Origin of the sequence: Streptomyces sp. NPDC058308 (assembly GCF_042880275.1) — a bacterium.
GTDB lineage: Bacteria > Actinomycetota > Actinomycetes > Streptomycetales > Streptomycetaceae > Streptomyces.
In genome coordinates this window covers 324,913-339,810 of the sequence record NZ_JBHVZA010000001.1, presented here as the reverse complement: position 1 = coordinate 339,810, position 14,898 = coordinate 324,913, and the positions used below count along the sequence as shown (strand labels likewise).

General features: G+C 71.4%; 11 protein-coding genes. 2 read left to right on the top strand and 9 right to left on the bottom strand.

Annotation, left to right across the window (positions count from 1 at the left end):
• Positions 1–376 precede the first annotated feature (376 nt).
• The 8 genes from ACFVYL_RS01210 to ACFVYL_RS01175 form a co-directional block, all read right to left on the bottom strand.
• Entirely contained in the window at positions 377–1,618 is a 1,242-nt protein-coding gene (locus tag ACFVYL_RS01210) for a WS/DGAT domain-containing protein (protein WP_389712193.1), read from the bottom strand.
• Positions 1,619–1,675: 57 nt separating this feature from the next.
• Complete coding sequence (locus ACFVYL_RS01205) at positions 1,676–2,884, bottom strand: beta-ketoacyl-[acyl-carrier-protein] synthase family protein (protein WP_389712192.1); 1,209 nt, start codon at positions 2,882–2,884, stop codon at positions 1,676–1,678.
• Complete coding sequence (locus tag ACFVYL_RS01200) at positions 2,881–3,156, bottom strand: phosphopantetheine-binding protein (protein WP_389712191.1); 276 nt, start codon at positions 3,154–3,156, stop codon at positions 2,881–2,883. Before ACFVYL_RS01200 ends, ACFVYL_RS01205 begins: the two co-directional genes overlap by 4 nt.
• A gap of 28 nt (positions 3,157–3,184) precedes the next feature.
• Complete coding sequence (locus ACFVYL_RS01195) at positions 3,185–4,468, bottom strand: wax ester/triacylglycerol synthase domain-containing protein (RefSeq protein WP_389712190.1); 1,284 nt, start codon at positions 4,466–4,468, stop codon at positions 3,185–3,187.
• A 67-nt stretch (positions 4,469–4,535) separates the two neighbouring features.
• A complete protein-coding gene (locus ACFVYL_RS01190) occupies positions 4,536–5,918 on the bottom strand; it encodes a wax ester/triacylglycerol synthase domain-containing protein (RefSeq protein ID WP_389712189.1) in 1,383 nt (460 codons plus the stop codon).
• Between the two features lie 57 nt (positions 5,919–5,975).
• Positions 5,976–6,233, bottom strand: coding sequence for an acyl carrier protein (locus ACFVYL_RS01185; protein ID WP_389712188.1), 258 nt, complete (start codon positions 6,231–6,233; stop codon positions 5,976–5,978).
• A gap of 173 nt (positions 6,234–6,406) precedes the next feature.
• Positions 6,407–7,498 (bottom strand): cytochrome P450, encoded by a 1,092-nt coding sequence (locus ACFVYL_RS01180; RefSeq protein ID WP_389712187.1) that lies wholly within the window; start codon positions 7,496–7,498, stop codon positions 6,407–6,409.
• 1,012 nt (positions 7,499–8,510) lie between these two features.
• Positions 8,511–11,291 (bottom strand): AAA family ATPase, encoded by a 2,781-nt coding sequence (locus ACFVYL_RS01175; protein WP_389712186.1) that lies wholly within the window; start codon positions 11,289–11,291, stop codon positions 8,511–8,513.
• Between the two features lie 125 nt (positions 11,292–11,416).
• Here ACFVYL_RS01175 and ACFVYL_RS01170 point away from each other — a divergent pair, with 125 nt between their 5' ends.
• Positions 11,417–12,493, top strand: a complete 1,077-nt coding sequence (locus tag ACFVYL_RS01170) for a dihydrodipicolinate reductase (protein ID WP_389712185.1) — start codon at positions 11,417–11,419, stop codon at positions 12,491–12,493.
• Between the two features lie 3 nt (positions 12,494–12,496).
• Entirely contained in the window at positions 12,497–12,988 is a 492-nt protein-coding gene (locus ACFVYL_RS01165) for a carboxymuconolactone decarboxylase family protein (RefSeq protein ID WP_389712184.1), read from the top strand.
• Between the two features lie 16 nt (positions 12,989–13,004).
• Here ACFVYL_RS01165 and ACFVYL_RS01160 read toward each other — a convergent pair whose 3' ends face one another.
• A complete protein-coding gene (locus ACFVYL_RS01160; RefSeq protein ID WP_389712183.1) occupies positions 13,005–14,645 on the bottom strand; it encodes a GMC oxidoreductase in 1,641 nt (546 codons plus the stop codon).
• Between the last annotated feature and the right edge of the window lie 253 nt (positions 14,646–14,898).

The window sequence follows — 14,898 nt, the reverse complement described above, 5'->3', positions numbered from 1 at the left end:
TATTAGGGACACTAGGGAGCGCCAGAAGTGCTGTCAATGGGTCTAGACAACCGGGTAGTTGATGGCGGAATCAGGCACCCCGGTCTGTTGGGAACGCCGTCCGGAGCAGTGGCCGGGAGCGGCCGGCGGGCCGCGATGAGGTCCGCGCTCAACCACTCCGGAGGCCGCCTGTCGTGCAGGTGGAGCGCGGCGGGCCCGGGGTCGGCCGGGACGGCGGGGGAGGGTGGCGGCGCACACTCGGAGCGCATATGCCCGGTGGCCGTCAAGAGGCGGAAACTCGTCGCCGGTGGGCTGCCGCGGTGCATGTGGGCCGGTGAGGGCGGGGCTGGTGGGGTTGACGGGACAGGTGGGTACAGCGAGTGGACATTGCGCCCTGTCAGGTGCTCATCGCAGCCATGGTTGTCAGTTCCTCTGTCACCGTGTTGGCGAGCAGTTGGGAGTCCCCGGGACGGAGGTGGCTCACGACCGTGAGCGTGTAGGTTTCCGCGTTCTGGGTGAGGGCGAGGTTCACGGAGGCGGGCGGAGACAGCGGGGGCAGGGCAATGATGCCGGTCAGGCGGCGGCCGTGCAGGCGGCTCGGGCCGTCTCGCCACTTGAACGCCGTGCACACCGCCGTGTTCACCTCGGGCCGGGTCATGCGCCTGGTCAGCGTCGCGGTCAGCCAGGGTGCGGCACGGGAGATGCCTTCCAGGACGGGCAGGGCCGTGCGGTGGGCATGGCATCGCTGGTTCAGGGCCGACATCAGGTGCTGGCAGGTCCGCAGGCGGTCGGCCGGGGAATCGGTGTCCACGGGCAGCGGGACGCGGAGGGCGGTGAGGAGGGTGCCGAGCGCCTGTGTCTCGTCCGGGCTGCGCAGGTCCACGGGCACTCTCACGTAGAGGGGCGCGGCGTCCAAGGGCCGGGACGTGAGGGTGTCGTAGCAGGTGGGAAGGGCACCGGCCAGGGCGCTGAGGAGTAGTTCGTTCAGCGTCGCGCCCCGTCCCGTTGCGGGCTGACGCCGTGCTGAGCGCATCACGGCGGGGTCGAGCCGGGTGACGGTAACGGCGGGGCGGCATTCGCCGGGTGCCAGCGGCAGAGGCTGTCCCGGGGAGTTGCTGCTACGCCACTCCCTGATCAGGTCCGTGACCGGCACGCGGGGCCGCGGCGGCGTCAGGGCGGGTTTCGGTGCACGGACGCGGATGCCGGGGTCGTCCATGAGGAGGCGATAGAGGGTGGTGAGGGAGCTGCCGTCGAGGAGCGCGTGGTGGGCAAGGAGCACCAGGGGCTGTCCGCCGGAGGGTGTGGCCTTGGGTACCAGGAGCTGCCAGGGGGGCCGGTTGGGAGGTAGCTGCCGGACCACCGCCGCGGCCAGGAGCGGCTCTACCTCCTGCGCGCACGAGATGACGTGTGCGGCCGGATCGAACGGTCCCGCGAACGCCCAGCGGTGGCCGAACAGCGCCGCTGACCGGGGAGACGGCATCAGGATCTGGTGCATCCGTTCCAGCGCACCCCACCGCTCACCGACACGGGAGCGGAGTTCGGCCAGGTCGAAGGGCTTGCCCGTGTACAGCGTGGCGGAGCCGATCGTTCCGGACAGCCCCGGGCGCACGAAGCCTTCCTCGATCCCTGACAGTCGCACGTGTGTCCCTCTTGGCTCGTGATGGGCGGGGTCGTCGTCTTCGGTTCGGTCAGCGGATCAGGGCCGGGGGGTGTCGAAGACGAGACAGGCGTTGTGGCCTCCGAAGGCGAAGCTGGCGCTGATGGCCGGTCCGGCGGGCAGTTTGCGCGGCCGGGCCGTGACGACGTCCAGGTCGCACTGCGGATCGAGCTGCGTGGTGTTCGCGGTCGGCGGCACGATTCCCTCGTGCAAGGACAGGGTGGTGATCACGGCTTCCAGGGCTCCTGCCGCCCCGAGGGCGTGTCCGGTGACCGACTTGCAGGCAGTCACCGGGACGGCGGCGGGGCCGAAGAGGGCGGTGAGGGCGCGTGCTTCGGCCACGTCGTTCAAAGCGGTGCCGGTGCCGTGCGCGTTCATGTGCGTGACGGCGTCGGCGGGGGTGCCGGCGTCGGCGAGCGCCTGTTCCATGCACGCTCGCGCGCCGGTGCCATGGGGGTCCGGCGCCGTGAGGTGATGGGCGTCGGAGGTGCTGCCGTATCCGGTGAGGGTGGCGTAGATACGGGCGCCGCGGGCGCGGGCGTCATCCAGCCGCTCCAGCACCAGGAAGGCTGCGGCCTCGGCGAGCAGGAATCCCTGCCGGTCCGTGTCGAAGGGCCTCGAGGCACGGGCAGGGTCATCGCATTCGGTGATCATGGCACCGGATCGTCCGAAGGCGAGCGCGGTCGTCGCGGTCATAGGGCTTTCGTGGCCGCCTGCGATGACGACGTCGGCGCGCCCGGCCCGGATCATCAGCATCGCCTCGCCCACCGCATGGCTGCCGGAGGCGCAGGCCGTGGAGAGAGTCAGTGTGGGGCCGGTGGCGCCGTGCTTGGCGCTGATCCAGTAGGCGCCGGCGTTGGGCATGACCCGGGGTGTGTACGTCACGTCGGGCCCTCCGATCCCGGCCTCCTGGGCGATCACTCCGCCGTAGGCGGTGCCGGTGACGACCGCCCTGCGGCTTGCGGGGGCCTGGATACCTCCGGCATCCGCGACGGCGTCCGTGGCGGCGCACACCGCCATCTGCACGGACCGGTCCGTTCGCCGGGCTTCTTTGTAGGTGAGGTAGCCCTCCGGTGTGAACTCGGGCATCGGGCATGCGGGGCGTACGACGGTGCCTTCGGCATCGAAGGCGTGCATCTGGGCCGGGCAGCGGGAGGTGAGCAGGTTCTCCCACAGTGCGCCGACACTCGTCCCTGCCGCGCAGCGGACACCGAGGCCCGTGACCGCGACGGCGCTCTGGTGAGTCATCCGGTGACCGCTCCCGAGGCACGGGTGGTGCGCAGCTGCTCGATGAGCTCGGCTACGTCGCCGACCGTGCGTACCGAGTCGGGGCCGACGCCTCTGAACGACACGTTGAAGCTTTCCTCCACGGCAGCCTGGAGTTCGGTGATGTCCAGACTGTCGGCTCCGAGGTCGGCCACGAGCCGAGCTTGCGGCACGACGTCCTGCACCGGCACGGACAGGCAGTTCGCGCACAAGGCGCGCAGCTCATCCCAATAGTCCGGGGGTGTTGTCTTCACGGTGTCTTCCTTTGCTCTGGTGCCGTCATCAGGGGCCTGGTCGGTGCGCACCGGCGTGGGTGGCGTGGTGGCCCGCATCTGCCGTCCGCGCCAAGGTGTCGATCTCGTGGGCGACGGCGTCGGCGAGCCGGTCGGCGCTGCCGGGAAGCAGGTGGCACACGGCAGTCAGCGCGCACGCGCCCGGAGTCTGCATCAGCAGAAAGCTGGCGCCACCCGGCCGGGACAACGGTGGCAGGCCCGCCATGTGCCTCAGCTCCCGGCCTTGGAAGGTGGTCGAGCGGGCACGCCATTTCACGGTGGTCGTCACCGTCGCCATGTAGGACGGCCGACCTCCTCTGCCGGTCAGCCACGCGCCCGCCCACGGCGCCATCCGCCGAACGCTCTCCGCCAGGGGGAGCAGTACGGCGGCGTGGACGCCGGCTCGTTCGGGCACCGCTTGGAGCGCCCCCTGGCAGACCCGCAGGCGGTCCACCGGGTCGGCGAGGCCGAGGGGCAGCGCGACCCGAACAGCGGTGACGACGTTGCCCAACTCGTCCTGGTTCTCCCGTGTGCGCAGGTCGCACGGCACACACGCGTACACCGGCCGCGCGGACGGCCAGTCCTTCAGAGGGCCGAAATGGGTGCGCAGCGCTCCGGCCACCGCGCTGGTCAGCAGCTCGTTCGGGGTGGCGCCGCGAGTGCCCTGAGGGTGCCGGCCCGCGGCACGCAACGTGGGAACCGGCAGCAGGCGGACGGCGACCGAGGGCTCCGCCTGGTCGGGCGAGGGCAGGGGGAGGAGCTGCCCGGGTGAGGTCAGCGCCTTGAGCTCCCGGGCCACCGCGGCCGGCGGGACGCGAGGGGGCCGGGGCACGAGGCCGGTGGTCCGCACAGGGTCGGCGCCGTCCATCAGCAGGCGCAGCGCAACGGTGAGGGAGTGCCCGTCCATCAGCACATGCTGGGCCACCAGCGCCAGCGCGAAGCCGCCTTCCGATCCGCCCGGAACGAGGTACAGCCGCCAGAGCGGCAGCCCGCCGGACGGCGGCCGGTTGACGAGGTGGGCCCACAGCTCGTGCAACTCACAGTCCGCGTCAAGAACGTGCTCATCAGGGTGGAACGGTCCCGGGACGGCCCAGTGCGCGTGGCGCCCGTCCTCGTCGGCGCCGGGCGTGAAGTGAAGCACCTGGTTCAACCGGGACAGGGCCGTCCAGCGTTCGGCGACCCGCCGCCGGACTTCCTCCAGCGAAGGCGGTTCCCCGGTGAAGACCGCCGCCAGCCCCGTGACACCGGAGCAACCGTTGCGCAGGAGCATCTCGTCGGCGAGGGACAGCCTCATGAGGTGCACCGCCTGTCTGTCTTCCGTTGGTACACAGCCCTGATGCCGGATGTTGCGGAGACGGAACTCATGACCCTCCACGTCGATCAGGCACGTCCATGGCACAGCGGCCGTCCCGGTGCCCGAGACCGGTGACGGGCCGCTCCCCAGGCAGGGCGCTGAACGCGGGCACGCCGTGCGCGAGCAATGCCAGTTCTCGCCCGAACGCGTCGGCCAGGTCCCGGGCGTGGCCCTCAGGGGTGTGGCCCGTCACGGTCAGGGTGAAAGCGCGCGCGTAGTCCGTGAGCGTCAGGCGGACCGTTCCGCGGGTCTGCAACGGCGCCAGGGGAATCACCCGCTCCAGCGCCGCACCGTCCAGGGACCAGGGCCCGCGCGGCCAGGTGATGGCGGTGCAGGCCACGGGGGCCCAGCTCGGCAACGCGGCCGGGATGCTGACCAGGCGCAGCGCCCAGGGTCCGATGCGGGAGGCAGCGTTGACCAGGTCGAGCGTGGCATGCGCCTGCTGCAGGGGACCGAGGCCGGTGAGCAGCTCACGGCAGGCTCGCAGCCTTTCTTGGGGGTCGTCGACCGCCACGGGCAGGGGAAGTCGCACCACTGAGAGGAGGTTGCCGAGCTCTTCGCTCTGTTCGGGTGTGCGCAGGTCCACGGAGAACATGCCGTAGAGCGGGCGAGCCGCGCCGGGCCAGCGCTCCGGGGGGCCGTGGACGGCCCGCAGGGCGCCCGCGGAGGCCGCGAGCAGGAGTTCGTTGAAGGTCGCGCCGAGCCCTGGCAGAGCCCGGCGGGCCGCTCGTACGGTGTCGGTGTCCAGGCCACTCCACGCGAAGTCCCTCTCCGGGCGGACCGGCCCGCAGAGACGTGGCAGGGCACGCCCGCACCGCAGGGTGTCAAGCGGCCGGCCGGCATCCCGCAGCGCAGGTGCGGCCCGCACACCGCGGTGCGTGGTGCCGCCGCGTTCGCTGCCGCTGTCGAGGAGCCCGCTCAGCAGCCGTTCCAGGGACCGTCCGTCCATGAGGGCGTGGTGGGCGGTGAGGATGAGGGCGAAGCGCTCCTGCGCCCCCTGCTGGCCGGGGCGGACCAGCAGCAGCCGCCAGGAGGGCCGCCCGCCGGGCACCGGCTGGGTGACCAGGCGGGCGAGCAGTCCCGTGAACGCCTCCTGGCCCATACCGTTACTGGGCACCGCCGCGAGGACCTCGGTGACATGAGCGCCGAGGTCGACGTCCTCACTGTGGTGCCAGCGGTGACGACGCAGCCAGGAGGGCGGCCCGGGCCGCAGCAGGACGCGACGCAGCTGCGCAATGCCGCCCCAGCGGTCGGCCACGCGAGCGCGCAGATCAGCAAGGGACGGCGGCGTTCCCGTGAACAGCAGGGCCATTCCGATGGGGGGTGAGGGACGCGCGCTGGTTCCGGCGAGGAGTTCATCGACGGGCGACAGAAACACACTCTTGCTCATCGTGTGAACCGCCTTTCCATCTCCGGCCGCGATGCGCGTTTTGGCCACTGCTCGGGGTCATGGTGCCGTCACCTCCGCACCGGAGGCGCACGAGTCGTCGATGGCGGCGGCAACCTGATTCAGCGTCGTGTCCAAGGTGATCTGATCGTGGCTGAATGGCAGGCCGGTGCGCCTCTCCAAAGCGACGGCGAACTCGACCTGCGACAAGGAGTCCAGGTTGATGTCCTCCATCGTTGCCCCGGGCGTCAAGTCATCCTCAGGGCACCCGAATTCGCCGACCAGAACTTCCACGACGATGCTGTATCCCGTGCCCACGACAAACTCCTCGTGACGTCGCTCGAACCGGCTGCTGCCAGCGGTGTGCAACGGCCGATTCTGCCAGGGGAAATCCCGCACACCTGGCCAGAAGCAGGCCTTTCACTCGTAAGGGGCTCCCGTCGCGGCACAGCGCAAGGGGCCAGCCCCCCCCACCCACCGGACACTCCGGCTCACCACTCCACAAGCAGCCGTGAGAGCCCGCGGGTGATCAGGCCCTCCTTCCAGGCGACGGCCTGCGGCGGCCCGGCGGCCAGACGCAAGGACGGGAAGTGCCGCAGCAGTTGCGCCAGGACGATCTGCAGCTGGAGCCTGGCGAGCGGCGCGCCGGGACACCGGTGCGCGCCGTGACCAAACGTCAGGTGGGTGGCAGAACGGCTCTGCGACGTGCCGCCCCGCGGCTCGGCAAAAACGCTCTCGTCCCGGTTGCCGTGCAGCAGAGACACCACAACGGCCTCGCCCGCGGCGACAGTGACCGCGCCCAGCCGTACCGGTTGCGTTGCCACCCGGGTCAGACTCACCGGGGTGGAGGGCGTGAGCCGCAGCAGTTCCTCCACCGCCGCGGGCAGCAGCTCGGGCCGTCGGCGCAGCTGCCCGTACGCAAGCGGGTCAGACACCAAGGCAAGTGCCGCCAGACTGATCTGACCCGCGGTCGTCTCATATCCGGCCGTCAGCAACGTCAGGCCCATGGTGATCAGTTCGGCGGATGACAGCCTGTCCTTGTCGTGTGCCTGGATCATCGCGGTGAGGAGGCCGTCGTCCGGTTCCTGGCGTCGGCGCTCGACAAGGCCCGCCATGTAACTCACCAGCCGGACGCGGTGCCGCGCCTTTTCCTGGCGCGTGCCGTGCGTGCAGTCGAACACCACTGTCACGTGGTCACGGAAGCAGTCGCTGTCCTGCACGGGGATGCCCAGCAGTGAGCACAGCACGCCGCGTGCCAGCGGCAGGGCCAGACCTCCGCTCAGGTCCGCGGGTGGCCCAGCAGCGATCATCCGGCCGATGTGCTCGTCGGCCAACCGCTCGATGGACGGGCCCAGGAGCGCTGCCCGGCGGCCGGTGAACGCACCCGCCACCACCCGCCGCAGCCGCGCATGGTCGGGGCCGTCCATGCTCACCATCGACTGCGGGGCGGGCTGGACGTCGACCAGCTTCGGCGCCAGGGTGCCGGCGGCCGCGGCCCGGCTGAACCTGTCGTCCGTCAGCACCAGGCGCCCGAGGGCGCGGTCGCGTACGAGCCACACCTTGTCGCCGGTCGGTGCTGTCACCCGAGCAACAGCTCCCCGGGCTTCTGTAAGGAACGCCGGCAAGGGCCCCAGCTGATTCTCCTCGATACGCAGGGACGCAGACGCCAATTCCATCGATTCCATGGCCCTCCAACTCGATCGGAAACGTCCACGGGACGTCGTCCGAGCCGATGGCCGAGATCGGTGACGCATACGGGCATCCCGCGGTTCGCAGGATACGCCGCGGCGCATTTTTGCTTTACCCGCCAGGTGAATTGGCAGCGGGTCGTGGGATTCCGCCTGGAGCCGCATACCCGCGAGCGGCGACAATAACAACATGTGAGGGTGCAACCGCCGTCGTGCGCATAGGAGTTAGTACTCACGGGAGCCGGGGCTGTGCGCCTCCAGAGGTGCCGCACCGGCTCTGCTCGGCGCACACCGCGTACAGCACCGGCGCCTCGCTGCCCGTGGACGGCGCCTCCGGACCCGGCTGAACCCTCCCCGGGGTGCCACAGGAAAACCCTGGGTTCGGGGGCCGCGCTCAGTGGTTGAACCCCAAAAGTACCGGCTGGCCGACCTGGCGTTCGAGGCCGTACGTTCCGTGTGCCCCGTCTGTCCCACGGGCCCCGGTCGCCCACCCCGGCACCCGTACCCGTACCCCAGGGTTTTCACGGTCGCCCCCGTCCGCGTACGGCGCGAAGGTATACCCACGGTCGCGGAGACGCGGCGGACCTGAACACCGGAAATGGGGGAGCTGGACCGGTGATCCGGACGTACCACGGGGGTGTACGCACGGAGGGTCTGCCGCGGATCGGGGGAGCGACCGTCGCGAGGGCGGGGGGCGGGGGTGCCCGGAGGCACCCCCGTTCGGGTGCCGGACACGACCGGGACCGGGGCGCGCGCCGTTGCCGCCCGTGCGGCTGTGGGAGCCGCACGAGGGGCGAGCGGGTCCGGGGCCGAGGCCGTCCGGCCCGACGGTCCGGCCGAGACCCGGACTGCCCCGCCCAGCCAGCCCCCGGCGTCGGGGCGCAGCCGGGGGTTCAGAGGCGGGCCCTCAGACCTCCGACACCTCGGGGGCCTCCGCGGCCTGCGCGAGCAGGCGGACCAGCTGCGCCCTGCGGTGCACCCCGTCGAGCTTGCGGTAGATGTTGCTCAGGTGGAACTCGACGGTTTTCACACTGAGGAAGAGCCGCTCCGCCACCTCGTGGTTGGTGAGACCCCGGCCGACCACCAGCGCGACCTGCAGCTCCTGCGGGGTCAGCCGCTCCAACGGAGCCCGCTCGGGCCGCACTTCGGTGCCGCCCGCCGCGTGCAGCTCCGCCGCCACCCGCGCCGCCCATCCCGCAGCCCCGAGCCGCTCGAACGTGGCGAGCGCCCGCTCCAGGAGGCGCCGGGCCTCGCTGCGCCTGCCCTGCCTGCGCAACTGCTCGCCCCAGGCGAATTCGGTCCGGCCCCGCTCGAAGGGCACCGGGCGCTCGGAAAGCAGTGCGAGGGACTGCCTCATGTGGCGCGAGGCGGCCTCCGGGTCCCCCGGTTCAAGGAGTCCGCGGCACCGGGCCGCGGTCCCCGCCGTGACGGGCCGGTGGCCGCGGCCCGCCTCGTACTCCAGGACGTCGAGGACCTCGCGGGCCTCGGCGGTCCGGTGCAGATGGACGTACGCGTCGGCCAGGTCGGCCGCCCACGTCAGATACAGCCCGTCGCCCCGGCCGTGCCGCTGCGAGAAGGCCCGTACCTCCTCCAGGTGGTGCACCGCCTCCTCGAAGCGCCCGAGGCCCAGTTCGAGCAGGCCGAGGCCGCCGAGCGCCCGTGCCGCGTCCAGTTGCAGTTCGGTGGAGGCGGCCCACTCCATGGCCTGCGCCGCGTGCCGCCGGCAGTCCTCCTCGCGGTTGAGGGCGGCCTCGGTCCTGACCAGGGCGGCGAGGCCGCGCGAGACCTCGATGACCTGCCCGGTGGCCTCGGCCAGGCGCACCGCTTCGTCGGCGCTGGCGAGCGACGGCGTCCAGCGGCCCCGCCAGAACTCGACGACCGACAGGGTGCCCAGCAGGTGCGAGAGCAGCCCCACCGCACTGGAACCGCGCGCGGTGTACGCGGCGCGGTCCAACAGGCTGTGCGCCTCGTCGAGTTCCTCCGCCGCGAGGTGGCACAGGCCGCCCACCCCGGCGACCGGATAGGGAAAGGTGGGGTCGGGGGAGGCGAGCGGGCCCGCCAGTTCGCGCAGGAGCGCGCGGCCCGCCTCGGCGTCTCCGCCGAGCAGCAGCATTAGGGTGCGCAACAGCCTTACGGGGACCAGTGGTTCGTGCGCGGTGTCCGCGAGCTCGACCGCCCTGGCGGAGGTGCGGTGGGCCGCCGTGAGGTCGCCGATCGCCAGCTCCGTGAGCGCGATGCCGCCGAGCATCACCGCGGCGAGTGCCGGGTCGACCTTCTCCGCCTCGTCGAAGGCCGACCTGAGCAGTTCGCGCGAGCGGGTCGGACGGCCGCGCTGCACGTCGAGGTAGCAGCGGAGCTGGCGTATGTCGAGCTGGGTGGCGAGCTGTTCGGCGTGTTCCAGGGCGCGGTCCAGGATCGCGGCCGCTTCGTTCAGGGCCCCCGCGGCCTGCGAGGCGCGGGCCGCGCAGAGCAGCCGCTCCGCCTTGCGCTGCCCCTCGGGAGTGAAGCGCGCGGCCCGCTCGTACAGCCGTGAGGCCAGGGGGTACGCGAGGGTTTCGGGGGCACCGGCGGCGGCGTTCTCCAGGAGGGACGCCACGTGCTCGTCCGGCTCGGCGCCGGAGGCGGCCAGGTGCCAGGCGTACTGTTCGAGCGCGGGGGCGGTGGCTCCCTGCAGCGAGCGGGCGATGGCGTGGTGGGCCCGGCGCCTGCGCACGGGCGTCGCGCTGTGGTAGACCGCCGAGCGCACCAGTGGGTGCCGGAAGGCGTATCCGTCCCGCTCCTCGACGACCAGACCCGCCGCCTCGGCGGTCTCCAGCGATTCGTAACTGAGCCCGTGCGCCCGCAGCGCCGCCTCGGTGCCCGCGAGCGGCCGCGTCCCGAGGACCGCGAGCAGCAGCATCGCGTCCTGTGCCTCCGAGGGCAGCCTGGCCACGGCGCTGCCGAACGTGTGGGCCAGCATCTCGCCGATGGGCAGGGGGGCTCCTGAGTCGTCGTCGCAGCTGCCGGCGAGCAGCGCGGGCAGCTCGATCAGGGCCAGGGGGTTGCCGCGCGCCTCCGTGAGGAGCCGGTCGGCCTCCCGCTCGGTGAGCTCGGCGGTGCCCTCCTCGGCGATCAGCCGGTGCGCGGACTCGGGGTCGAGGCCGGTGAGGGTGAACGTGTCGATGGAGGCGAGCCGGGAGGCGGCCTCCTCCTGTTCGTCGCGGGCGGTGAACAGGACGACGACGCCCTCGCGGCCGAGCCTGCGGGTGGCGAAGGCGAGCGCGTCCAAGGAGTACGGGTCGAGCCACTGCGCGTCGTCGACGGTGACCAGGACCGGGTTGTCCTCGGCGAGCGCGCCGAGCAGGCTGAGTGTGCCCGCGGCCACCGCGAAACGGTCCTGGGCGACGGCGGGACCCAGTGCCAGCGCGCCGGTGAGGGCGTCCGCCTGCCGGTCCGGGATGCGGTCGAGGAAGTGCAGGACGGGGCGCAGCAGATCGGCGAGGCCCACGTACGGCAGGTCGGACTCGACCTCGACGCCGCGCGTGGAGAGCAGCAGCAGATCGTCGGCCTGTGCGGCCACATGGCTGACCAGGCTGGTCTTGCCGATCCCGGCCTCCCCGCGAATGAGCAGGGCGCCGCTCTCACCCCCGCGTGCCTTGTCGATGAGAGCGAGAAGACGAGCGCATTCCGCGGAACGCCCAAGGAGCATACGTAAAGCGTACCGGCGGTAGGTGACTTCGGAGAGGGAGGGAAATGGACGTATCTCTTCTTCTCGTCCTGTCTTCTCGGGCCGCGCCTCTGTCAACCGTCGCCGCCCCTCGCTACCCTCCGCGCATGATTCCCACGGTGGTCTGGGGCACCGGCAATGTCGGCCGTGCGGCCCTGCGCGGCGTCGAGGCCCATCCCGGTCTCTCGCTCGCGGCGGTGCTCGTGCACGACCCCGCCAAGGTCGGCCGCGACGCGGGTGAACTGGCGGGCATGGCAACGCGGTTGGGGGTCGCCGCGACCGACGACGTCGGGGCGGTCCTGGCCGCTCGGCCCCGCGCCGTGGTCTACGCGGCCTCCGGCGACCTGCGCCCCGAGGAGGCGCTCGCCGACGTCGTGCGGGCGGTGCGGGCCGGCGCCGTGGTCGTCACGCCCGCGCTGTACCCGCTCTACGACCGGCGCAGCGCCCCGCCGGAGTTCAGGGACCCGGTGCTCGCGGCCGTCGCGGAGGGCGGCGGCTCGCTGTTCGTCTCCGGCGTGGACCCCGGCTGGGGCAACGACGTGCTGCCGCTGCTGATCAGCGGACTCGGCTCCACCCTCGACGCGATCCGCTGCCAGGAGATCTTCGACTACTCCACGTACGACCAGGAGGACTCGGTCCGGCACCTGATCGGCATGGGCCATCCGATGGAGTACGAGCCGCTCATGCTCGCGCCCTCGGTCCCGACCATGGTGTGGGGCGGGCAGATACGGCTGATGGCGCGCTCGCTCGGCGTCGAACTCGACGCGATACGCGAGACGTTGGAGCGCCACCCGCTGGACACCACGGTGCGCACGCGCACCATGGGCGAGTTCGCGGCGGGCACCCAGGGCGCGGTGCGTTTCGAGGTGCAGGGCATCGTCGGGGGCGAACCCCGCATCGTCATCGAGCACGTCACCCGCATCCACCCCTCCTGCGCGCCCCACTGGCCCTCGCCTCCCGACGGTGGCGACGGGGTCCACCGGGTGATCGTCGAGGGCCGTCCGCGCATCGAGGTCACGGTCGAGGCCACCGACGAGGGCGAGAACCGCTCCGCGGGCGGCAACGCCACCGCGGCGGGCCGCCTGGTGAACGCCGTCGACTGGCTGGCGGCGGCCGAACCCGGCCTCTACGACGCGCTCGACGTCCCGCTGCGCCCGGCGGCGGGCCGACTGGGAAGGAAGTGACCCATGACCGGACCCCTGCGCATCGACATCCCCGAGGGCCAGGAGGCGATCCCGTACGTGTGGGGCGACATGGTGCCCGAGATCGGGACGGCCGCGTCGAACTTCTCGCTCGCGGTGTACGCCCACACGACGCTCGGCCTGTGCGAGTTCGAGGCGGCCCGGCTGCGCGTCGCCCAGATCAACGGCTGTGTGTTCTGCCAGGACTGGCGGACCGAGCGGGACGGGGACAAGGTCGACGACGCGTTCGCCGACGCGGTCACCCAGTGGCGTACCACCGACGCCTTCGACGACCGCACGAGGCTGGCCGCGGAGTACGCGGAGCGGTACGCCCTGGACCACCACAACCTCGACGACGCGTTCTGGACGCGGATGGCCGCGCACTACAGCCAGGCCGAGATCGTGGAACTGAGCATGAGCATCGGGTCGTGGCTCGCCTTCGGCCGGCTCAATCACGTGCTCGGGCTCGACACGGTGTGCGTGCTGCCGAAGCCCTGACCGGCCCGCGGCGGGATCACAGGTCCGTCGCGATGATCTTCTCGATGTTCCGTTCGGCGAGCGCCGTGATGGTGACGAACGGATTGACGCTGGTGCTGCCGGGGATCAGGGCGCCGTCGATGACGTAGAGCCCGGGATAGCCCTGCAGGCGACCGTAGTTGTCGGTGGCCTTGCCGAGCACCGCGCCGCCGAGCGGGTGGTAGGTGAGGTGGTCGCCCCAGATCTTGTACGTCCCGAAGAGGTCGGTCCGGTAGATCGTGCCCTCCTTGGAGTTGATCTTGTCGAAGATCGTCTTGGCGGCGTCGATCGACGTCTGCTTCCAGGCGGTCTGCCAGTTCAGCTCGGCCCGGTTCGCCGCGGCATTCCAGGTGAACTCGGCGCGGTGCGGGGTCCTGGTGATCGACAGGTAGAACGAGGCGTACGTCTCGATGCCCGTGGGCAGCGGCGCGACCTCGGCGAAGGCGCCGCCCGCGGCCCAGTTGTCGATGCCCGCCGTCGGGATGGACGACTGGAGCTTGCCGGTCGGGTCCCACAGGTGGTTGGCGCGGCCGCACATGACGTTGCCGTTGTCGCCCCAGCCCTTGCCGACCTCGCCGCTGAGGCGGGGCAGCGCGCCGGTGGCCCTCAGCTTGACCAGGAGCTTGCTGGTGCCGACGCTGCCCGCGGCGAAGAACACCTTGCCTGCCGTCACGGACTTGGTGGCGGTGGTCTCGCCGCTGGTGTCGAGCTGGTCCATGGTGACCGTGTAGCCGCCGCCGGCCGCCGGAGCGACCGAAGTGACCCGGTGCAGCGGGGAGATGGTGACCCGCCCCGTCGACCTGATGCGGGCGAGGTAGGTCTGCTGCAGGGACTTCTTGCCGTAGTTGTTGCCGTACAGGATCTCGCCCGCGAGCGCCGACTTCGGGACGGTGCCCGCCTGTTCCTTCTTCATGTACTCCCAGTCGTACACGTCGGGTACGAAGGTGAACTGGAAGCCGGAGCGCTGGGCGTGCTTGCGGCCGACCCGGGCGTACTGGTAGCACTCGGCCGTCTCGAACCAGGCGGGGTCGATGGTGTTCACGCCGAGTCCCGCGTTGGCGCGCGGGTAGTAGGTGCCGTACATCTCTCCCGCGTCGACCGTCGGCAGGACGGCGCCGAAGTTCTCGCGCTTCGGCGTGACCGCCATGCCGCCGTTGACCAGTGAGCCGCCGCCGACGCCGCGGCCCTGGTAGATGATGATGCCGCCGAACTCCTCGGCGTCCAGGATGCCGGTGTGCCGGGGGACGTCCTTGTCGATCGGGAAGCCGAGGAAGTTGCTGATCGGCTGCTTGGTCCTGGTGCGGAGCCAGAAGGAACGCAGGTCCGGTGCCGTGGTGTTGGCGAAGATCTTGCCATCGGACCCGGGGGTGTCCCAGGCCATGCCCATCTCGACCATGTGCACGTCGACGCCCGCCTCGGCGAGCCGGAGGGCCGCGACGGAGCCGCCGTACCCGGTGCCAATCACCAGGACCGGCACGTCGGCCCCATCGGTGACCGATGCGGCGGCGACGGTCCTGGCCCGGGCCGGGCCGACCTGACCGGCCAGCGCGACCGCTCCGAGAACAGAACTTGTTCCCGCGATGAATCTTCTGCGTGACACACCGTCAATTCCGGTGCCACGCGCGGCAGATGCACTCATGTGATCTTCCTCACGTTTGGCTGAATCGCAACGAGTTCTACTGCGGAGCGTGTGTGAAGTCACGGCATACCTAAGAGTAATTTCGAGCCGCCCCGCGCACCCCGGGAACGGCCCGGCGCCGACCGCCCGCCACCGCGCGTGTCGGCCGTGCACACGGCTGGGCGCCGAACCACGAGGGTCCGCCATACACGCCACTGATCTGCGGTCTCCTACCTCGGTTTCCTGCCTTGAGCCGGTACGGAAGCGTCCCCGC

Coding starts and splice junctions, on each gene's coding strand:
- ACFVYL_RS01205 (WP_389712192.1), bottom strand. CDS start 2,884: ATGACTCACCAGAGCGCCGTCGCGGTCACGGGCCTCGGTGTCCGCTGC.
- ACFVYL_RS01195 (WP_389712190.1), bottom strand. CDS start 4,468: ATGAGGCTGTCCCTCGCCGACGAGATGCTCCTGCGCAACGGTTGCTCC.
- ACFVYL_RS01190 (WP_389712189.1), bottom strand. CDS start 5,918: ATGAGCAAGAGTGTGTTTCTGTCGCCCGTCGATGAACTCCTCGCCGGA.
- ACFVYL_RS01175 (WP_389712186.1), bottom strand. CDS start 11,291: ATGCTCCTTGGGCGTTCCGCGGAATGCGCTCGTCTTCTCGCTCTCATC.
- ACFVYL_RS01170 (WP_389712185.1), top strand. CDS start 11,417: ATGATTCCCACGGTGGTCTGGGGCACCGGCAATGTCGGCCGTGCGGCC.
- ACFVYL_RS01165 (WP_389712184.1), top strand. CDS start 12,497: ATGACCGGACCCCTGCGCATCGACATCCCCGAGGGCCAGGAGGCGATC.
- ACFVYL_RS01160 (WP_389712183.1), bottom strand. CDS start 14,645: ATGAGTGCATCTGCCGCGCGTGGCACCGGAATTGACGGTGTGTCACGC.